The organism is Nonomuraea sp. NPDC001831 (assembly GCF_042892035.1).
Taxonomy (GTDB): domain Bacteria; phylum Actinomycetota; class Actinomycetes; order Streptosporangiales; family Streptosporangiaceae; genus Nonomuraea.
In genome coordinates this window covers 731,093-748,279 of record NZ_JBIATU010000003.1, presented here as the reverse complement: position 1 = coordinate 748,279, position 17,187 = coordinate 731,093, and the positions used below count along the sequence as shown (strand labels likewise).

14 protein-coding genes are annotated in these 17,187 nt (G+C 72.3%); 10 read left to right on the top strand and 4 right to left on the bottom strand.

Features of this window, described 5'->3' with window-relative positions; translation table 11 throughout:
• Positions 1-35 precede the first annotated feature (35 nt).
• The gene (locus tag ACFYYW_RS14180) at positions 36-623 is read left to right on the top strand and encodes a TetR/AcrR family transcriptional regulator (RefSeq protein WP_352329644.1); all 588 of its coding nucleotides are present in this window, start codon (positions 36-38) and stop codon (positions 621-623) included.
• Between the two features lie 100 nt (positions 624-723).
• On the opposite strand, the gene ACFYYW_RS14175 is transcribed toward ACFYYW_RS14180, so the two are convergent.
• On the bottom strand, positions 724-1,713 hold the full coding sequence (locus ACFYYW_RS14175) for a methyltransferase (RefSeq protein WP_387648498.1): 990 nt from the start codon (positions 1,711-1,713) through the stop codon (positions 724-726).
• A 214-nt stretch (positions 1,714-1,927) separates the two neighbouring features.
• Here ACFYYW_RS14175 and ACFYYW_RS14170 point away from each other — a divergent pair, with 214 nt between their 5' ends.
• Genes ACFYYW_RS14170 through ACFYYW_RS14155 form a run of 4 tightly spaced genes read left to right on the top strand, consistent with a single transcriptional unit; the run spans position 1,928 to position 7,194 of the window.
• On the top strand, positions 1,928-3,670 hold the full coding sequence (locus tag ACFYYW_RS14170; protein ID WP_387648495.1) for a dipeptide ABC transporter ATP-binding protein: 1,743 nt from the start codon (positions 1,928-1,930) through the stop codon (positions 3,668-3,670).
• A gap of 57 nt (positions 3,671-3,727) precedes the next feature.
• The gene (locus tag ACFYYW_RS14165) at positions 3,728-5,332 is read left to right on the top strand and encodes an ABC transporter substrate-binding protein (RefSeq protein WP_387648493.1); all 1,605 of its coding nucleotides are present in this window, start codon (positions 3,728-3,730) and stop codon (positions 5,330-5,332) included.
• A gap of 9 nt (positions 5,333-5,341) precedes the next feature.
• Positions 5,342-6,286 carry an ABC transporter permease gene (locus ACFYYW_RS14160; RefSeq protein ID WP_352329439.1) on the top strand — a complete coding sequence of 315 codons (945 nt, stop codon included), beginning with the start codon at positions 5,342-5,344 and terminating at the stop codon, positions 6,284-6,286.
• Positions 6,283-7,194 carry an ABC transporter permease gene (locus ACFYYW_RS14155; RefSeq protein WP_352329441.1) on the top strand — a complete coding sequence of 304 codons (912 nt, stop codon included), beginning with the start codon at positions 6,283-6,285 and terminating at the stop codon, positions 7,192-7,194. The genes ACFYYW_RS14160 and ACFYYW_RS14155 overlap by 4 nt, the downstream gene beginning before the upstream one ends.
• 56 nt (positions 7,195-7,250) lie before the next feature.
• Here ACFYYW_RS14155 and ACFYYW_RS14150 read toward each other — a convergent pair whose 3' ends face one another.
• Positions 7,251-8,222 carry an aldo/keto reductase gene (locus ACFYYW_RS14150; RefSeq protein WP_352331489.1) on the bottom strand — a complete coding sequence of 324 codons (972 nt, stop codon included), beginning with the start codon at positions 8,220-8,222 and terminating at the stop codon, positions 7,251-7,253.
• A 114-nt stretch (positions 8,223-8,336) separates the two neighbouring features.
• On the opposite strand from ACFYYW_RS14150, the gene ACFYYW_RS14145 reads away from it, so the two are divergent.
• Positions 8,337-9,083 (top strand): SDR family NAD(P)-dependent oxidoreductase, encoded by a 747-nt coding sequence (locus ACFYYW_RS14145; protein WP_387648489.1) that lies wholly within the window; start codon positions 8,337-8,339, stop codon positions 9,081-9,083.
• A gap of 38 nt (positions 9,084-9,121) precedes the next feature.
• On the opposite strand, the gene ACFYYW_RS14140 is transcribed toward ACFYYW_RS14145, so the two are convergent.
• Positions 9,122-10,495, bottom strand: a complete 1,374-nt coding sequence (locus tag ACFYYW_RS14140) for an amidohydrolase (protein ID WP_387648487.1) — start codon at positions 10,493-10,495, stop codon at positions 9,122-9,124.
• A gap of 83 nt (positions 10,496-10,578) precedes the next feature.
• Here ACFYYW_RS14140 and ACFYYW_RS14135 point away from each other — a divergent pair, with 83 nt between their 5' ends.
• From ACFYYW_RS14135 to ACFYYW_RS14125, 3 genes are read left to right on the top strand one after another with little or no spacing between them, the layout of a single operon-like run.
• The gene (locus ACFYYW_RS14135; protein WP_352326634.1) at positions 10,579-11,682 is read left to right on the top strand and encodes a zinc-binding dehydrogenase; all 1,104 of its coding nucleotides are present in this window, start codon (positions 10,579-10,581) and stop codon (positions 11,680-11,682) included.
• Between the two features lie 10 nt (positions 11,683-11,692).
• Positions 11,693-12,646 carry an aldo/keto reductase gene (locus ACFYYW_RS14130; RefSeq protein WP_387648484.1) on the top strand — a complete coding sequence of 318 codons (954 nt, stop codon included), beginning with the start codon at positions 11,693-11,695 and terminating at the stop codon, positions 12,644-12,646.
• Positions 12,643-14,907, top strand: coding sequence for an arylsulfatase (locus ACFYYW_RS14125; RefSeq protein ID WP_387648481.1), 2,265 nt, complete (start codon positions 12,643-12,645; stop codon positions 14,905-14,907). Before ACFYYW_RS14130 ends, ACFYYW_RS14125 begins: the two co-directional genes overlap by 4 nt.
• 4 nt (positions 14,908-14,911) lie before the next feature.
• Here ACFYYW_RS14125 and ACFYYW_RS14120 read toward each other — a convergent pair whose 3' ends face one another.
• Entirely contained in the window at positions 14,912-16,237 is a 1,326-nt protein-coding gene (locus ACFYYW_RS14120; protein ID WP_364415527.1) for a glutamine synthetase family protein, read from the bottom strand.
• A gap of 127 nt (positions 16,238-16,364) precedes the next feature.
• On the opposite strand from ACFYYW_RS14120, the gene ACFYYW_RS14115 reads away from it, so the two are divergent.
• Complete coding sequence (locus tag ACFYYW_RS14115) at positions 16,365-17,171, top strand: acetoacetate decarboxylase family protein (protein ID WP_352326642.1); 807 nt, start codon at positions 16,365-16,367, stop codon at positions 17,169-17,171.
• Positions 17,172-17,187 lie beyond the last annotated feature (16 nt).

The window sequence follows — 17,187 nt, the reverse complement described above, 5'->3', positions numbered from 1 at the left end:
ACTGGTAGACGAAACGCCGTACGGAGGGGTGCCGCATGCCCAAGATCATCGACCACGACCAGCGTCGCAGCGACATCATCGACGTCACGTGGGACCTGATCACGAAGGGGGGCATCGAGGCGGCCACCATGCGTGAGATCGCGAACGCGGCGGGCTTCGCCAACGGCGCGCTCAAGCACTACTTCCCCGGCAAGGAAGACATCATCGAGGCGACGTACGAGCGCGCCCTGGCCATCGTGACCAGCTACGTCAAGCTCGACGGCCGCCGCGGGCTGGGCGCGCTGCGCGAGATGTGCGAGGCCGCGATGCCGATCGACGAGGAGCGCATCACGGCCGGCCGGGTGCTGCTGATCTTCTGGCAGACCTCGCTGACCAACCCCAAGCTGTACGACAAGTACCTCGAGCACCTGCGCGCCTGGCGCGGCATGCTGCACCGGCTGATCGAGGAGGGCCGCGCCGACGGCGACATCCGCACCTCGATCCCCGACGAGCAGCTCGTGGACGAGCTCGTGCTGCTCAACGCAGGGGCCAACGTGATGAGCCTGGTCGGCCCGCAGTTCTCCACGGTCGAGCTGCAGAAGCGGCACCTGGAGTCGTTCTTCGACCGCATCTCCCGGCCCTGACCCGCGCGTTCCGGCCCGCGCCGCCACCTGGGCGGCGCGGGCCGCGTCATGCTCGGGCCGGGTCGTGCCCGGCCCGGGTCGTGCCCGGCCCGGGTCGTGCTCAGACCGCCTCGGCCACGATGACGCGCGGGCTGCCCGGCAGGGCCAGCTTGTCCACCGGCTTCCAGGCGGCCTCGTCGAGCCAGGCGCGCACCTGCGACTCCTCGTAGACGACGGTCCCGTCGATCACCAGGTACTCCCCGGCGTGCAGCGCGTCGATGGCCCGCTGCTCGGCGTCGTCGTCGAGGAAGAAGTCGAGCAGCAGCAGCCGGGCCCCCGGCGCCGCCGCCGCGCGGGCGTTGCGCAGGATGGCCCGGTTCTGCTCGACGCCGAAGCGGTGGATGACGTGGTTGACCATGACGAGGTCGTACGGGCCGGCGGGGGTGGCCGTGTCGGTCGGGGCGCCGGTCACCTCGGCCCGGTCGGCGAACCCGGCCTCGGCCACCTGCTGGGTGACGGAGTCGGCGAAGGTCGGGTCGTACACGAAGGAGGCCCGCAGCTCCGGGTTGGCGCGCAGGGCCTCGAAGGCGAACGCGCTGGACAGGCCGCCCAGGTCCAGCAGGCTGCGGAAGCCGGCGAAGTCGAACGCGCCGCCCAGCATCCTGGCGTGCAGGCTGTTGTACGTCATGACCCCGGCCATGAACGTGCCCCACCGGTCGCCCGAGGTGTCCAGGACGCCCGGCTCGGTGGTGTCCACGGTCGTGTCGAACTGCAGCCAGTGGCCGTAGCTGATCTGGTTGAGAAACGTGAGGAACGGCCCGAGGTCCAGCTCGGACGACTTCTGCCCGGCCAGGTAGCCGGCCGCGTCGGCGCCGAGGGCGTACCGGCCGTCGGTCCTGGTCAGCAGGCCGAGCCCGGCCATGCTGTCGGCCAGGATGCGGGCCATGCGGGGGGTGACGCCGGTGGCCGCCGCGATCTCCCCGGCGCTGCGCCCGCCGTCCGCGAGCGCCTCGAACAGCCCGATGCGGCTGGCCGCGAAGAGCTGCTTGGCGCCCATGTATCCGGTGGCGATGGCGACGATCGGATCCGGCGTGGGGGAAGGCGTGGACATGGTCAAGGCCCTGCCCTTTCTGTATTGTCTACGAATGTAGACGTTCACCATAGACCCTCTGTCTACGAACGTGGAATAACCGTTGACAGTAGGGGGACCCTCTGTCAACCTTTGTAGAACTATCTGGCTCGAACATGGCTTTTCGGCAGCTCAGTGTGGGTTTGCGTGCCCCACTTCGAGCACGGGACCGGTGCCTGGAATGGAGCTCTCGCGCATGTCGCTGCTCACTCTGACGGATCTGACCATCGGCGTCACCCGGGAGGACGCCGAGCCCCAGGAACTCGTCCACCGGCTCACCCTCGACGTCGCCTCCGGGCAGACGCTCTGCGTGGTGGGGGAGTCGGGCAGCGGCAAGACCGTGACGGCGCTGTCGATCATCCGGCTGCTGGAGTTCGTGGCCCCGGCCTGCACCGAGGGCGCGATCGAGGTCGGCGGCGTGGACGTCACGCGGCTGAGCGCCGAAGGCATGCGCGCCTACCGGGGCGCCCGGATCGGCATGATCTTCCAGGAGGCCCTGGACTCGCTCAACCCCGCCCAGCGCGTCGGCGTGCAGCTCATCGAGGGCTACCGGCCCGAGGGCGCGCTGCCCCGGCAGGCGCTGCGCCGGGGGAGCCGGTTGCGCCGCGAGGCCGAGGCCAAGGCCAGGAGCCTGCTCACCGAGGTCGGGCTGGCCGACACCGACCGGATCATGGCGCTCTATCCGCACCAGATGTCCGGCGGCATGCAGCAGCGCGTGATGATCGCCATGGCGCTGATGTCCGACCCCGACGTCCTCATCGCCGACGAGCCGACCACCGCCCTCGACGTGACCACGCAGGCCGAGATCCTGGCGCTGTTCCGTCGCGTGCAGCGTGAGCATCGGACCGCCTGCGTGTTCATCACCCATGACATGGGCGTCGCCGCCGAGATCGCCGACCGGATCGCCGTCATGTACCGGGGCAGGCTGGTGGAGGTCGGCGACAAGATGGACATCCTCCGCAAGCCTACGCATCCGTACACCAAGGCGCTGCTGGAATGCGTGCCACAGCTCGGCGTCAGCCGCCGTACGGGCTTCCCGACGATCTCGGAGACCAGGCTGCGGGCCGCCACCGACGCCGGGGCCAGGCCAGGGAGCTCCGGCGGGACCGTGACCGAGACGCCGGCGCTCGGCGACGAGCCGGCGCCGGTGACCGGCACCCCGCCCCTGGTCGTCGAGAACGTCACCAAGGTCTACCGGACCGGCCGCCGGGCGAGCGTGCGCGCGGTCGGCGGCGTCTCGCTGGAGATCGCGCCCGGCGAGTTCTTCGGCCTGGTCGGCGAGTCCGGCTCGGGCAAGACGACGCTCGGCCGCATGGTCAGCGCCCTGGAACGGCCGACCTCGGGCAGCATCTCCTTCGGCGAGCACCGCATCACCGAAGCGGGGCTGCGCGGCGACGAGCGCGCCTTCCGCCGCGCCACCCAGCTGATCTTCCAGGACCCGCAGAGCTCGCTCGACCCCCGGCACACCGTGGCCCGCATCATCGCCGAGCCGCTGCGCGAGCTGACCCCGCTGCGCGGCGCGTACCTCGACCGGCGGGTGGCCGAGCTGATCGACGAGGTCGGCCTGCCCGCCGACTGCGCCGGCAAGCTGCCCTCGCAACTGTCCGGCGGCATGCGCCAGCGCGTGTCCATCGCGCGCGCGGTCGCCGCCGAGCCGAAGCTCATCGTCGCCGACGAGCCCACCTCCGCCCTCGACGTCTCCGTCCAGGGCCAGGTCATGAACCTCCTCCTGCAGCTGCGCCGCTCGCACGGCATCAGCTTCCTGTTCATCACGCACAACCTCAGCCTGGTGCTGTCGGTGGCCGACCGCGTCGGCGTGATGTACAAGGGCGACCTCGTCGAGGTCGGCGCCCCGGAAACCATCGCCGCCTCCTCCACCCACGAGTACACGCGCCGGCTCCTCGCCGCGAACCCCGACTTGTCGGCATACGTGGGATAGCCCCGGGCCGACCTTCTCCTTCTGTCCCCCCTTTTAGAGCAAGAGCGAGAACCCACCATGAACGTGCTCAAGAGCCTGAGGGCCGGGCTCGTCTCCGCCGCCGCGGCGAGCGCCCTGCTGCTCTCCGGCTGCGCGGGCGGCGCGACGTCGTCCTCCTCGTCCTCCTCCGCCGACGCCGGCCCCCCCGTACGCGGCGGCGACCTCGTGGTCGCGGTGCCGACCGACCCGCAGTCGCTGGACATGGTCGCCAACCCCGGCCAGGTCACCGCCCACATCGGCAACATGCTGTACGAGAAGCTCTTCGAGGTCGACAAGACCTTCGCGGCCAGGCCGATGCTGGTCGACACCTACAAGCGCAGCGACGACCGGCTCACCTACACCTTCGAGCTGCGCGCCGGTGTCACGTTCCAAGACGGCGCCCCGCTCACCGCCGCCGACGTGGTCGCCAGCCTGGAGCGCTGGCTGAAGAGCCACGTCACCGGCCAGCAGGTCGCCGCCGACGTCAAGAGCCTCAAGGCCACCGGCGACCGCACGGTCACGCTGGAGCTGAAGAAGCCGCGCTACCCGCTGATCGACGAGCTGGCCAGCCCCGGCGCGGAGATCTACGAGGCCAGGAACCTCAAGAACGTGCCGGCCACCGGCTTCGCCAAGGAGGGCGCGGTCGGCACCGGGCCGTACAAGCTGAAGAGCTGGGACATCGGGCAGCAGGTCGTGCTGGAGCGTTACGACGGCTACAAGTCGCGCACCGAGGAGGACTGGGGCGGCCAGGCCGGCGCCAAGCACGCCTACCTCGACACGGTCACCTACAAGGTCGTCGCCGACCAGGACGCCGTGGTCAACGGCCTGCAGACCGGCCAGTGGGCGCACGCCATGCCGGGCGACGACCAGTACACCCCGCTGAAGAACAACCCCGCCGTGGTCGTGTCGAACCTGGCCGGGGCCAACCAGAACGTGCTGATCCCCAACTTCAACAAGGGCTCCAAGTTCTCCGACGTGCGCGCCCGGCAGGCGCTCAACCTGCTGATGGACAAGCCCGCGCTGAACGCCGCCACCGGCGGCGGCCCCGACCTCACCGTCGAGGTGGGCGCGCTGGTCTCGCAGGACAACAAGGGCCTGTACTCCACCGCCGGCGACGACGTCTACAAGCAGCACGACCCGAACCGGGCCAAGGAGCTGTTCGCGCAGGCCGGCGTCAACGCCGGTGACACCGTGCGCATCCTGACCTCCAGCAGCTACCCGCAGTTCAGCCAGTGGGCGGTGCTGCTGCAGGACCAGCTCTCCAAGATCGGCATCAAGACGAAGATCGACACCTACGACTTCCCGACGATGCTCGGCACGATCACCAAGGACCCCGGCGGCTGGGACGTCACCACGCTGTTCTTCAACGCCGCGCTCACCTCGCCCTCGCAGATGCCCGCGCTGACCCTGGGGGCGTTCAACGGCTCCGGCTCGCCCGAGATGGCCAAGCTGATCGAGGACTACAACGCCGCGACCTCCCCCGAGACCGCCAGGACGCTGATGGACCAGCTCCAGGCGTTCGTGTGGCAGCAGTTCCCGGTCATCACGATCAGCCAGTCGAAGCTGTACGCCGCCTACTCGCCCAAGCTCAAGGGGTACGACACGTTCTACCGCGTGTTCTGGAACTCCTGGCTGCAGAAGTGAGGGGGGAACATGGCGGGACTCCTGCTCCGGCGGCTGCGTGACCTGGTCGTCATCCTGCTGATCGTGGGCACGATGATGTTCTTCGTCATCCGCCTGATCCCGGGCGACCCGGCCATCGCCATCCTCGGCCCGACGGCCAGGCCGCAGGACGTCGAGGCGCTGCGGCAGAGCATGGGCCTGACGGGCTCGCTGTGGGAGCAGTACCTGAGCTGGCTCGGCAACGTGGCGGGCGGCGACTTCGGCTCGTCGATCACCTACCACGCGCCGGTGGTGGGGGTCGTGGCCGAGCACTTCGTCCCGACGCTGACCCTGGCGGTGCTCAGCACCGTCCTCAGCTTCGTCGTCGCGGTGCTGGTCACCTCCTGGAACGCGGTCTCGCCGCGCAACCCCGTGGCCCGCGCGCTCAACCTGCTCTCCTCGCTCGGCATGGCGATCCCCGACTTCTGGATCGCGCTGATCCTGGTGCTGGTGTTCGCCGTGTCGCTGCGCTGGTTCCCCTCCAGCGGGTACGCCGACCTGTTCGCCGATCCGGTCGCCGGGGTGCCGATGCTGGTGCTGCCGGTGGTGTGCCTGGTCATCGGGCAGTCGGCGCTGTTCACGCTGACCCTGCGGGAGAGCGTGCTCGGCGAGCTGCCCCAGACGTACCTGCGCACCGCGCGGGTCAAGGGCCTGTCGGAGCGGCAGGTCATGCTCAGGCACGTGCTGCCGAACGCGCTCATGCCGCTGATCACCCAGCTCGGCAGCAACTTCGCGATGATGGTCGGCGGCATCGTGATCATCGAGTCGATCTTCGTCATCCCCGGGCTGGGCTCGTTGCTCATGGGCGCGGTCTCGACCCGGGACTTCCCGCTCGTCCAGGGCGTGACGCTGTTCGTCGCGCTGATGTTCGTGGTCGTCAACCTGGTCGTCGACCTGTCCTACGCCCTCCTCGACCCCAAGGTGCGTGTTTCGTGACTTCCGAGGCCGTCGCCGGGCGCGTCGGGACGGCCGGGCGGCCCTCCGCGGCCTCCCGCGCCTGGCGCCGCAACCGGGTGCTGATCACCGCCGCCGCGCTGCTCGTCCTGGTCGTGCTGGCCGTCGTGCTGCTGCCGGTGGTCCTGCCGGACGCGAACGCGACCGACCCGGTGCACCGGCTGCTGCCGCCCTCGGCCGACCACCTGCTCGGCACCGACTCCTACGGCCGGGACGTGCTGAGCCGCCTGGTCTCCGGCGGCCGGGCCTCGCTCGGCCTGTCGGCGCTCATCACGCTCTGCGCGGCGTTCACCGGCATGGTGATCGGCCTGGTCAGCGGCTTCTACCGGGCCGTGGACGCGATCGTCATGCGGATCATGGACGCCTGGATGTCGTTCCCGGCGATCATCCTGGCCATGGCGCTGGCCATCGGGCTCGGCGCCAGCATCTGGACCGAGCTGATCGCGCTGACGGTCATCTTCACGCCGTTCACGGCCCGGGTGATCCGCAGCCGGGTGCTCGGCGTGGCGGCGCGGCAGTACATCGGGGCGGCGCGGGTGTCCGGCATGCGGCCGGCGAAGATCCTGTTCGTGCACGTGCTGCCCAACGTGCTGCCGCTGGCGCTGGTGCAGGTCGTGATCCTGTCGGCCTCGGCGATGCTGGTGGACGGCGCGATGAGCTTCCTCGGCCTCGGCATCGCGCCGCCCACGCCGACGTGGGGCAACATGATCGCCGAGGGGCGGTCGTACCTGACGCAGGCGCCGTGGCTGATCGTGCTGCCGGGTGCGGCCATCATGTTCTGCGTGTTGCTGCTGAACCTCATCGGGTCGAGCATGCGCAACGTGGTGGACGCGCGTGCCCGGTCGATGAGCGAGCTGCAGAAGCTGCGCACCCGGCGTCCCGCACGGTGACGGCGGGCGCGTGCGGGGACTCCCGGCGATCGCCGCCGGGTGTCCCCGCGTCCGCGTCAGGGGGTCCAGACGCCGTCGGCGCGCACGTCGCGGTCCAGCCACAGGTCGGCCAGGGCCGCGCGCACCTGCGGGCCGTGCTCGCGCCACAGCCGCAACGCGCCCAGGTTGTCCTCCAGCTGGGCCGTCCGGCTCACCCCGAACAGCACGTTGGCCACCGCCGGATGCTCCAGGCAGAACACGATCGCGACCTGGGCGGGCGTCGCGCCGAACTCGGCCGCGACCCGCGCGACGGCGTCCGCGGCCTGCCTGACGGCCTCCCGGATGCCGCCCGGGTCCGCGCCGATCTTCCGTTCGGGGAACTTCCTGCCCACCAGGATGCCGCCCTCGAAGACGTCGCTGGCCTGCAGCGCCAGCGCCCCGGAGGCGAAGTGCCGGCCGTAGAAGCCGCCCTCGGCCATCGAGCGCCGGGCGATGCTGTACTTGAGCTGGGCGAAGCTCGGCGGCGTGAGGCCCTCCTCGGCGGCGAAGCTCAGCGCGAGATCGACGTCCTCGGCGATCCAGTTGTTGACGCCCCAGCTCGTGAAGCGGCCGGCCGCGATCTGCTCGGCCACGTCGGTCACGATCCGCCGGATGTCGGGCCGCTGCATGTAGTCGCCGACCACGACGGTCTCGGCGCTCTCGACGCCGACGCGCTCGAAGCTGACGTCGAGCTGCTCGCGGAAGCCCGTGCGCGGGTACTCCCACAGCCACAGCTTGCCGCAGAGCTGCCAGTCGTCCCGGCTCGCGCCGGCCTCGCGCACCGCCCGGCCGAAGATGAGGTCCGTACGGGCCTGCTCGGCGTGCGGGCCCATGTTGTAGTGGGCGACGTCGAAGAGGGTCACCCCGGCGTCGAGGGCCGCCCTGATCAGGGCCACCGCGTCGCCGAACTCCATGCGGTCCCAGGTGTTCCAGGAGCCCAGCCCGAACAGGGACGTCGTCGTGCCGCCCGGTCCGAGACGCCGCGCCGGAACCCGCTGTGTGTCGCTCACGTCGATCCACTCCCTGCCGGATGAAGCCTTTTTTGTCTACGCTTGTATAATAATAAACCCAGGACGCCCGCGCAGCCCCGTCTGCGAAGGCCCGCACCGAACAGGAACCCCCACATGAGCGAACCTGTCGTTCCCAGGACCGTCCTCGTCACCGGCGGCGCGAGCGGCATCGGCCGCGGCGTCGCCGAAGCCTTCGCCGCGGCGGGCGACCGGGTCGTCATCGCCGACCTCGACGAGGCCCGGGCCAGGGCGGTCGCCGCCGAGCTCGGCGCCCACCACGTCCAGGTGGACGTCGGGGACGCCGCCTCCGTCGAGTCCGCCGTCGCGGCCGTCGCCGCCGAGCACGGCGACATCGGCGTGCTGGTGAACAACGCCGGGCACACCGCGGGCGGCGGCCCGCTCATCGGGCTCGACGTGGACGTCTTCGACGCCTGCGCCCGGGTCAACTTCCGCGGCACGTTCCTGATGACCCGGGCCGTCGGGGCGCACATGGTGGAGCGGGGCGTACGCGGCTGCATGGTCAACATCTCCTCCATCGGCGCCCGCCAGCCCACGCCCGGCCTCGGCCACTACGAGGCCACCAAGGCCGCCATCGACGCCCTGACCCGCTCGGCCGGCATCGAGCTGGCCCCCCACGGCATCCGCGTGAACGGCGTCGCCCCCGGCCCGGTGCTCACCCCGATGACGGCCATGTTCGCCACCGACGACGCGGCCAGGAAGGTGTGGGAGGCCAGGATCCCGCTGGGCTCGATCGCCCAGGTGGCCGACATCGTGCCCGCCGTGCTCTTCCTGGCCTCCGACGGCGCCCGCCACATCACCGGCGTCAGCCTCCAGGTGGACGGCGGCCAGCTCCTGGTCTGACCCGGCGGCGGGGCCGGGCCGCCGCCCGGCCCCGCCGATCAGTCCAGGGACACCCCGTCGCGCAGGTGGACGACCCGGCCCGCGGTCACGGTGGCGTCGACCGCGACCTGCGGCAGGTCCGCCGGGGCGACCTCCAGGGGGTCGCGCTCCAGCACGCAGAAGTCGGCGGCCTTGCCCCACTCCAGCGACCCCTTCCACGCCTCCGCGCCGTCCTGGACGGCGGGCGCGGTGGTGTAGCAGCGCAGCAGGCGGGCCATCAGCCGGGGGCGCGGCGCCCGTTCGCCCAGCAGCCCGCACGCCGCCGCCACCTGCGCCCGCCAGTCGGGCGTGGTCACCGGCCCGTCGCTGCTCAGGGTGAACGTCACCCCGCCGGCCAGCAGCTCCTGCAGCGGCCAGGCCGTCCCGGCGACCTCCGGGCCGAGCGCGCCGGCCACCCAGTCGGCGGTGGCGGCCGCGATCACCGGCTGCGTGGTGAGGCCCATGCCGAGCGCGGCCATGCGGGCGATCTGGGCGGGGTTCACCAGGTCGCCGTGGATGACGTAGTGCCGCCTCCCGGCCCCGCGCTCGCCCGCCGGTTCGGCCGCCAGCTCGGCCACTGTGTCCACGAACGCGTCGATGGACCGGTCGCCGGTGGCGTGCACGCCCACCTGGAGGCCCGCCCGGTGCGCCAGCCGGATCATGGTGCGCAGGTTGTGCTCGCGCGCGGCGTCGTCCGCCCCCGCGACCAGCAGCGATCCGTGGCCGCCGGAGGTGTAGCGGTGACAGGTCCAGGCCGAGCCCATGGGCGGGATGCCGTCGGCGAAGATCTTGAGCCCGGTCACGTTGAGCCAGGCGGGGTCGGTGCGGGGGAGGGGCGCGTCCAGGCCGGCGGCGACGTCCTCCAGGGTGCTGGGGCCGTCGAGGGCGCCGAACAGCCGCAACGCGGTCACGCGTGCCCGCAGCTCGCCCTCCTTCGCCAGCGTCGCGTAGGTGTCCAGGACGGCCTGCGAGAAGCAGCCGGTCTCGCCGTCGTCCTCGCCGGGGCCGAGGCCGGGCTCGGTGTAGCTGGTGATGCCGAGCGAGGCGCAGATCCGCCCGGCGCGCAGGATGGCGGCCCGTCTGGACTCCTCGTCGGCCAGCAGCCGGCCCTGGTGGGCGGACAGGCCCTGCTCGCTGATCAGCGTGTCCGGCCAGACCGCTCCCAGCCAGGCGGCGTGCAGGTGGGAGTCGTTGATGCCGGGCAGGACCGTGCGGCCGGCCAGGGAGAGCACCCGGGTGCCGGGCCCGGCGTGCGCCAGGGCCTCCTCGTCCGTCCCGACCGCCACCAGGCGGCCGGCGCGCGCCGCCAGGCCGCTGGCCCGTCCGTCGCGGGCGTCGAAGGTGAGCACGTTGCCGCCGACCGCCACGAGGTCCGCGTACTCGTCCGCTGACACCGGGTTCCTCCTGAGGGGCTGTAATTGTTTGTCAACGAGTGTAGATTAACCACACTTAACGGTCGAAAGCCACGAAGGTGACCATGCCTACGAGAACCGCCGCCGCCGTCCTCACCGAGCACGGCAAGCCCCTCAGCCTTCAGGACGTACCGCTGCCCGACGCCGTCGAGCCCGGCGCCGCCCTGGTGCGCATCACGTGCACCACCCTGTGCGGCACCGACGTGCACCTGTGGGCCGGCCAGATGACCTTTCCCGGGATGCTGCCGATGATCCTCGGCCACGAGATGGTGGGCGAGGTCGTCGAGGCCGGGCCCGGCACCACCGACGCCCTCGGCCGCCCGATCGGCGCGGGCGACCGCATCGGCTGGTCGGAGTCCACCTGCGGCCACTGCTACGGCTGCGCCGTGCTGCGCCAGCCGGTCGCCTGCGCCAACCGCGGCTACGGCTTCACCCAGCGCGCCGACCGCCCCCCGTACGCCACGGGCGGCCTGGTCGAGTACTGCTACGTGACCCCGGGCGCGGCCAAGCTGCTGCTGCCCGCCGACGTCAAGGACACCTGGGCCTCGATGTCGGGCTGCGCGGCCAAGACCGTGCTGCGCGCCGTGGACCGGGCCGGCGGCATCAGGACCGGCTCCACCGTGGTGGTGCAGGGCGCGGGCGCGCTCGGCATCTTCGCCACGGCCGTCGCCAGGATCGCCGGCGCGGGCACCGTCATCACCGTGGGCGGCCCGGACGACCGGTTGGCCGCCGCCCGGCGCTTCGGCGCCGACGCGACCGTCTCGACCGACCTGGGCAAGGACGAGCGCGTCGCCCGGATCAGGGAGCTGGCCGGGGAGCGCGGCGCGGACTACGTGTTCGACCTGGCCGGAGCGCCGACCGTGGCCGAGGAGGCGGTCGCGGTGGCCGCCCAGCGCGGCACCGTGGTGATCGTCGGCTCCACCGGGTTCGAGCTCGCGCCCGTGCCGCTCGGCGCGGTCATGGGCAAGGAGCTGACCGTCGTCGGCTCGCTCAACGGCGACATCGCCGACTACCACCGCTCGATCGAGTTCTTCCAGACCTTCGCCGCCCGCATGCCGTGGGACGAGCTGTTCAGCGAGCCCGTCGGCCTGGCCCAGGCCACCGCCTGCGTCGAGTCGATGTCCAGGCTCGGCCAGATCAAGGCCGTCGTCGACCCCCGCCTGCCCTAGGAGAGCCATCGTGCAGACCATCCCGCGCCGCCGCATCGGGCGCACCGGACCGGAGACGGGCGTGCTCGCGCTCGGCTCCTGGCACACCTACGACCGCATGGACTTCCACGACGCGGTCGCCATGATCCGCGAGGCCGTGGACCACGGCATCGACCTGTTCGACGTCGGCGTGTACGGCTTCCCCGGCATGCCGCCCGTGTTCACCGACGTGATCTTCTCCGCCCTGGTGCGCGCGGCCGGCCTGCGCCGCGAGGACTACCTGCTCTCCTCCAAGCTGTGGCTGGAGGGCTACCCGGAGCACAGCCTGCGCGACCAGCTGCTCAACGCCCTGTTCCGGGCCGGCGCCGACCACGCCGACCTCGTGGTCCTGGGCGACCTGCGGCACGACGGCGTGGACCTGCACCGGCTCGTCCTCGACCTGGCCGGCCTGGCGAAGGAAGGGCTGATCCGCAGCTGGGGCGTCAACAACTGGTCGGCGTCGAACGTGCAGACGCTCATCGACGCCGCCGCCGGCGAGGGCGTCGAGGGCCCGGCCATCGCGCAGCTGAAGTACAGCGTCTCGCGCCGCTCGATCCCCGACGGCGCGCCGTTCGCCCGCATCTTCGCCCAGGGCGTCACGCTTCAGTCCTCCGACGTGCTGGAGGGCGGCGTGCTGCTGGGCAAGGGCGTGGACCGGCAGGTCGGCCGCGACCCCGGCGGCATCAGGGAGCGCATCGCGGCCTCGGCGGCCGAGCTGGCCGCGATCGCCGCCGACCTGGAGGCCACCCCGGCGCAGGTGTGCGTGGCCTTCACGCTCACCCACCCGGCCAACACCACCACGCTGTTCGGCGCGACCAGCCTGGAGCAGCTGCGCGACAACCTGGCGGCCGTGGAGCTGGTCGAGCGGGTCGGCGCCGAGGAGCTGCGGGCCCGGGTGGCGCCGCTGTGGGCCGACCGGGACGCCGTCGATCCGGAGGGCCCGTGAGCACGCCGCCGAGCAGGGGGTACGAGGGTTTCGGCGGCACGGCCCGCGAGCTGGCCTCGCAGTCCACGCCCTGGTGGCCGCAGCCGCGGCGGGCGCGTCCGGGTGCGCCCAACGTGGTGGTCGTGCTGGTGGACGACCTGGGGTTCAGCGACCTGTCGCCGTTCGGCTCGGAGATCGACACGCCGCACGTGCAGGCGCTGGCCGAGTCGGGCTACCGGTTCACCAACTACCACAGCACCCCGCTCTGCTCGCCCTCCAGGGCCGCCCTGATGACCGGGCTCAACCCGCACCGGGCCGGGTTCGCGATGGTGGCGCACGTGGACCCGGGCTACCCCGGCTACCGGATGGAGATCCCGCGGGAGGTGCCCACGCTGGCCGAGTCGTTCCGGGCCGGCGGGTACGCGACGTTCATGGTCGGCAAGTGGCACCTGACCATCGAGTCCAAGCTGCACGACGGCGCCGACAAGAGCTCCTGGCCGCTCCAGCGCGGTTTCGACCGCTACTACGGCTCCATGGACGGCTTCACCTCCCTGTTCCACCCGCACCGCCTGATCAGCGACAACGGCCCGATCCCCGACGAGGGCTTCCCGGACGACTTCTACCTGACCGACGCCCTCACCGACCGCGCCATCGGCATGATCAACGGCCTGCGCGCCAACGACGCCGACAAGCCGTTCTTCCTCTACTTCGCCCACCAGGCCGTGCACGGCCCGGTGCAGGCCAAGCCGGCCGACGTCGCCAAGTACCGCGGCCGCTACGACGCGGGCTGGGCCAGGATCCGCGAGGAACGCTTCGCCCGCCAGCTCCGCGACGGCCTCTTCCCCGAGGGCACCCGGCCCTCGGACCCGGACCTGGCGCCGTGGGAGGAGCGCACCGAGCTGTACGCCCGCCACATGGAGGTCTACGCCGCCGCCGTGGACGCCGTGGACCAGAGCCTCGGCCGGCTGGTCGAGCACCTCAAGCGCATCGGCGAGTACGACAACACCGTCATCGTCGTCACCAGCGACAACGGCGCGACCGCCGAGGGCGGCCCCGAGGGCACCCGCAGCTACCTCAGCCGCTTCGTGCACCTGGCCGGCCTGCCCGACGACTGGTGCCACGACGTGCCGCGCGACCTCGACCTCGTCGGCGGCCCCCAGGTCCACGGCCACTACCCGCGCGGCTGGGGCAACGTCTCCAACACCCCGTTCCGCCTCTACAAGGGCCACGCCTACGCGGGCGGCATCCACGTGCCGTTCGTGTTGTCGTGGCCGGCCGGGCTGCCCAGGGACGCCGGCGACCCGGGCGTGCGCGACCAGTACGCCTACGTCACCGACGTCGCGCCCACCCTCCTCACGCTGGCCGGCCTGGACCTGCCGCAGGACGTGGACGGCGTGCCGTTCGACCACTTCCTGCGCGAGCGCGACCGGCCGAGCCTGCACCGCTCGCAGTACGTCGAGAGCGGCGGGCAGCGCGGCTACTTCGAGGACCACTACAAGCTCATCGCCCCGCACCTGCCCGGCACGCCGTTCACCGACGACGGCTGGGAGCTGTACGACATCGCCCGCGACCCGGCCGAGACCACCGACCTGGCCGCCGAGCAGCCGGAACGGGTGGCCGACCTGGCCGCGAAGTGGCGGGCGGCGGCCTGGCTCAACACGGTCTTCCCGCTGGCCGACACGCCGGACATGCTCAACACCCGGCCGCCGGCCGAGCTGGCGCTGTCGGAGCCGGTCACGATCCACCCGGGGACCCCGGTGCTGGAGCGGTTCCGGTCGAGCAGGCTCACCGCCCTGCGGTCGTTCACGATCGAGGCGTGGCTGGAGCGGCGGCCGGGCGACGAGGGCGTGATCGTGGCCCACGGCGACCAGGGCGGCGGCTACGTCCTGTACGTCGAGGACGGCGAGCTGCGGCTGACGTACAACGCCTACGGCGTGCCGGTGCGGGCGGCCGGCCCGCTCCCGGCGGCCGGGCCGGTGACCGTCACGGCCCGCTTCACGGCGCTGCCGGAGGTGCGCTGGGACATCGAGGTGCTGGTGGACGGCGAGCCGGCGCTGGCCGTCGAGCGGGTCCCGCAGCTGGTGGGCATGGCCCCCTTCACCGGCATCAGCGTCGGCTTCGACTACGGCGGCCCGGTGGACTGGGAGCTGCACGAGCGCCGGGGCGTGTTCCGCTACCGGCGCGGCCTGGACCGGGTGCGGTACGTCCCGGGGGAGAAGGCGCCCTACAACCCGGAGATCATCGCGCTGGCCGAGGACCTGGCGCAGCGCGCGATCGAATGACGGGTCACAGGTGGTAGGCGTACTCGCCGAACTCCCAGTCGGTGACGTGCCGCTGGAAGCGGGCGACCTCGTCGCGCTTGTAGGCCAGGAAGGCGGCGGTGAAGTCCTTGCCGAGCAGCTCGGTGAGCTCGCCGTCGGCCTCCAGGGCGTCCAGGGCCTCGGGCAGGGTCATCGGCAGCACCGGGGCCTTGGAGGCGTCGTAGCCGTACCCGACGAGCGGGGCGGGCGGCTCCTCGGCCGCCCGCACGCCCAGCAGCGCGGCGGCCGCGGTCCCGGCGACCAGCAGGTACGGGTTGGCGCTGGCGTCGCCGAGCCGCAGCTCGAAGCGGGCGCCCGCGCCGCGCTCCGGCGGGACGCGGAGCATCGCGCTGCGGTTGTCGAGCCCCCAGTCGACGAGCCAGGGGGCCAGCGTGTCGGGGCCGAACCGCTTGTAGGAGTTGACCGTCGGGTTGGCCAGCGCCGCCAGCGCGGGGGCGTGGGCCAGCACGCCCGCGATCGCGTGCCGCGCGGTCGCCGACAGCCCGTACGGCGCGGCCGGGTCGTCGAAGGCGTTGCCGCCGTCCTCGCCCAGGCACGACAGGTGCAGGTGGAAGCCCGACCCGCCCTCGTCGTTGAACGGCTTGGCCATGAACGTCGCCAGCCTGCCCTCCACCCGCGCCAGCTCCTTGACCGCCGCCTTGAACCAGAAGGCCCGGTCGGCCGCGTCGAGCGCCTCGGAGTGCCGCAGGTTGATCTCGAACTGGCCGCTGCTGAACTCGTGGTTGCCCGCCGTCACGCCGAGGCCGAGGTCGCGCAGGTGCCGCAGCGTGCGGGTGAGGTGGCCGTCGGGGTCGCCGCGGCGGCCGGCGGTGTAGACGTTGCCGGTGGCCTCGGCGTAGCGCTGCCAGCCGCCCGCGGGGGCCGGGTCGCACAGGAAGTACTCCAGCTCCGGCCCGACGACCGGGCGCAGGCCCTGCTCGGCGCACCGGGCCAGCACGGCGCGCAGCAGGTCGCGGGGCGACTCGGGGGCCGGTGCGCCGGTGGCCGGGTCGACGACGTCGCCGTGGCACCAGGCGACGCCGGGCTCCCACGGCAGCGGCGCGAGCGTGGCCAGGTCGGGCACGACGGCGATGTCGGGCAGGCCCGCGTCCAGGCCGCCGCTGATGTCGGCGGTGCCGCCGCGCGGGGTGGAGTGGTAGACGGCGCGGCAGAAGGCGAGGCCGTGACCGAGGGCGTCGGGCAGCGCCTCCAGCAGGACGTCGCGGGCGCGGTCGGTCCCCGTCAGGTCGGGGTAGGTCACGCGGACCACGTCGACGCCCCGCTCGGTCAGGCGGTCGATGTGCTGCTGCACCGGTCTCTCCTAGGGTCGTTTGACGCCAAACGTAACGGGCGCGTATTGGCTGCCGCAAGAGCTGTTGACCGATCGGCCTGGATGTTCATATTTTATTTGGAACCAAACGAGTTCCAGGAGGACCATCTTGGCCGGCGTCCGCGGCTACTTCCACCCCAAGACGGCCACGGGCCGCTCGTCCCTCGTCCCGGAGCCGCCCTGGCACTACTCCGGCGACCTGCTCACGATCGAGTACCGCACCGACCCCGACCGGGTGCGTGAGCTGCTGCCCGAGCCGCTGGAGCTCGCCGCCGAGGACCCGGGCGCGGTCGCGCTCATCTGGGCCGACTGGCAGTCCTGCGCCGCCTCAGGGGAGGAGCTGCTGGACCCGGTGCGCTCGCAGTACAAGGAGGCCTTCGCCGTCGTCCGGTGCTCCTACCGGGGGCGGACCTACTCCAGGTGCGTCTACATCTGGGTGGACAAGGACTTCGCCCTCGCCAGGGGGCTGCACCAGGGCTATCCGAAGAAGCTGGGGTCGATCCACCAGACCAGGCCGCACCCGTACGGCCCCGCGCCCCGCATCGAGGCGGGCGCCCGGTTCGGCGCGACGCTGGCCGCCGCCGACCGCCGCCTGGCCCAGGCCGTGGTGACCCTGCGCGAGCCGTCGCCGCACAACGGGTTCGTCAACGGCCACCCCATGGCCCACCACCGCTGGCTGCCCGCCATCGGCAAGGGCGGCGGGCTGGCGCTCGACGAGCTGGTCGAGTCCGGCGCCGCCGCCTTCGAGGCCGGCCAGGCGTGGGCGGGCGAGGCCGAGCTGGAGCTGTTCGACGCCCCCACCGAGGAGCTGTCCCGGCTGGCCGTCCGCGAGCCCATCGGCGCCTACTTCCGCCAGGTCGGCGTGGTGTGGGACGGCGGCACGCTGCTGGAATCCGGCACCTCCGGCGCGCACTAGCCCCTTGAGATTGGAA

What these genes read in the sequence shown, in the direction of transcription:
- ACFYYW_RS14180 (WP_352329644.1), top strand. Translation starts at nt 36, where the DNA reads ATGCCCAAGATCATCGACCACGACCAGCGTCGCAGCGACATCATCGAC.
- ACFYYW_RS14175 (WP_387648498.1), bottom strand. Translation starts at nt 1,713, where the DNA reads ATGTCCACGCCTTCCCCCACGCCGGATCCGATCGTCGCCATCGCCACC.
- ACFYYW_RS14170 (WP_387648495.1), top strand. Translation starts at nt 1,928, where the DNA reads ATGTCGCTGCTCACTCTGACGGATCTGACCATCGGCGTCACCCGGGAG.
- ACFYYW_RS14165 (WP_387648493.1), top strand. Translation starts at nt 3,728, where the DNA reads ATGAACGTGCTCAAGAGCCTGAGGGCCGGGCTCGTCTCCGCCGCCGCG.
- ACFYYW_RS14160 (WP_352329439.1), top strand. Translation starts at nt 5,342, where the DNA reads ATGGCGGGACTCCTGCTCCGGCGGCTGCGTGACCTGGTCGTCATCCTG.
- ACFYYW_RS14145 (WP_387648489.1), top strand. Translation starts at nt 8,337, where the DNA reads ATGAGCGAACCTGTCGTTCCCAGGACCGTCCTCGTCACCGGCGGCGCG.
- ACFYYW_RS14135 (WP_352326634.1), top strand. Translation starts at nt 10,579, where the DNA reads ATGCCTACGAGAACCGCCGCCGCCGTCCTCACCGAGCACGGCAAGCCC.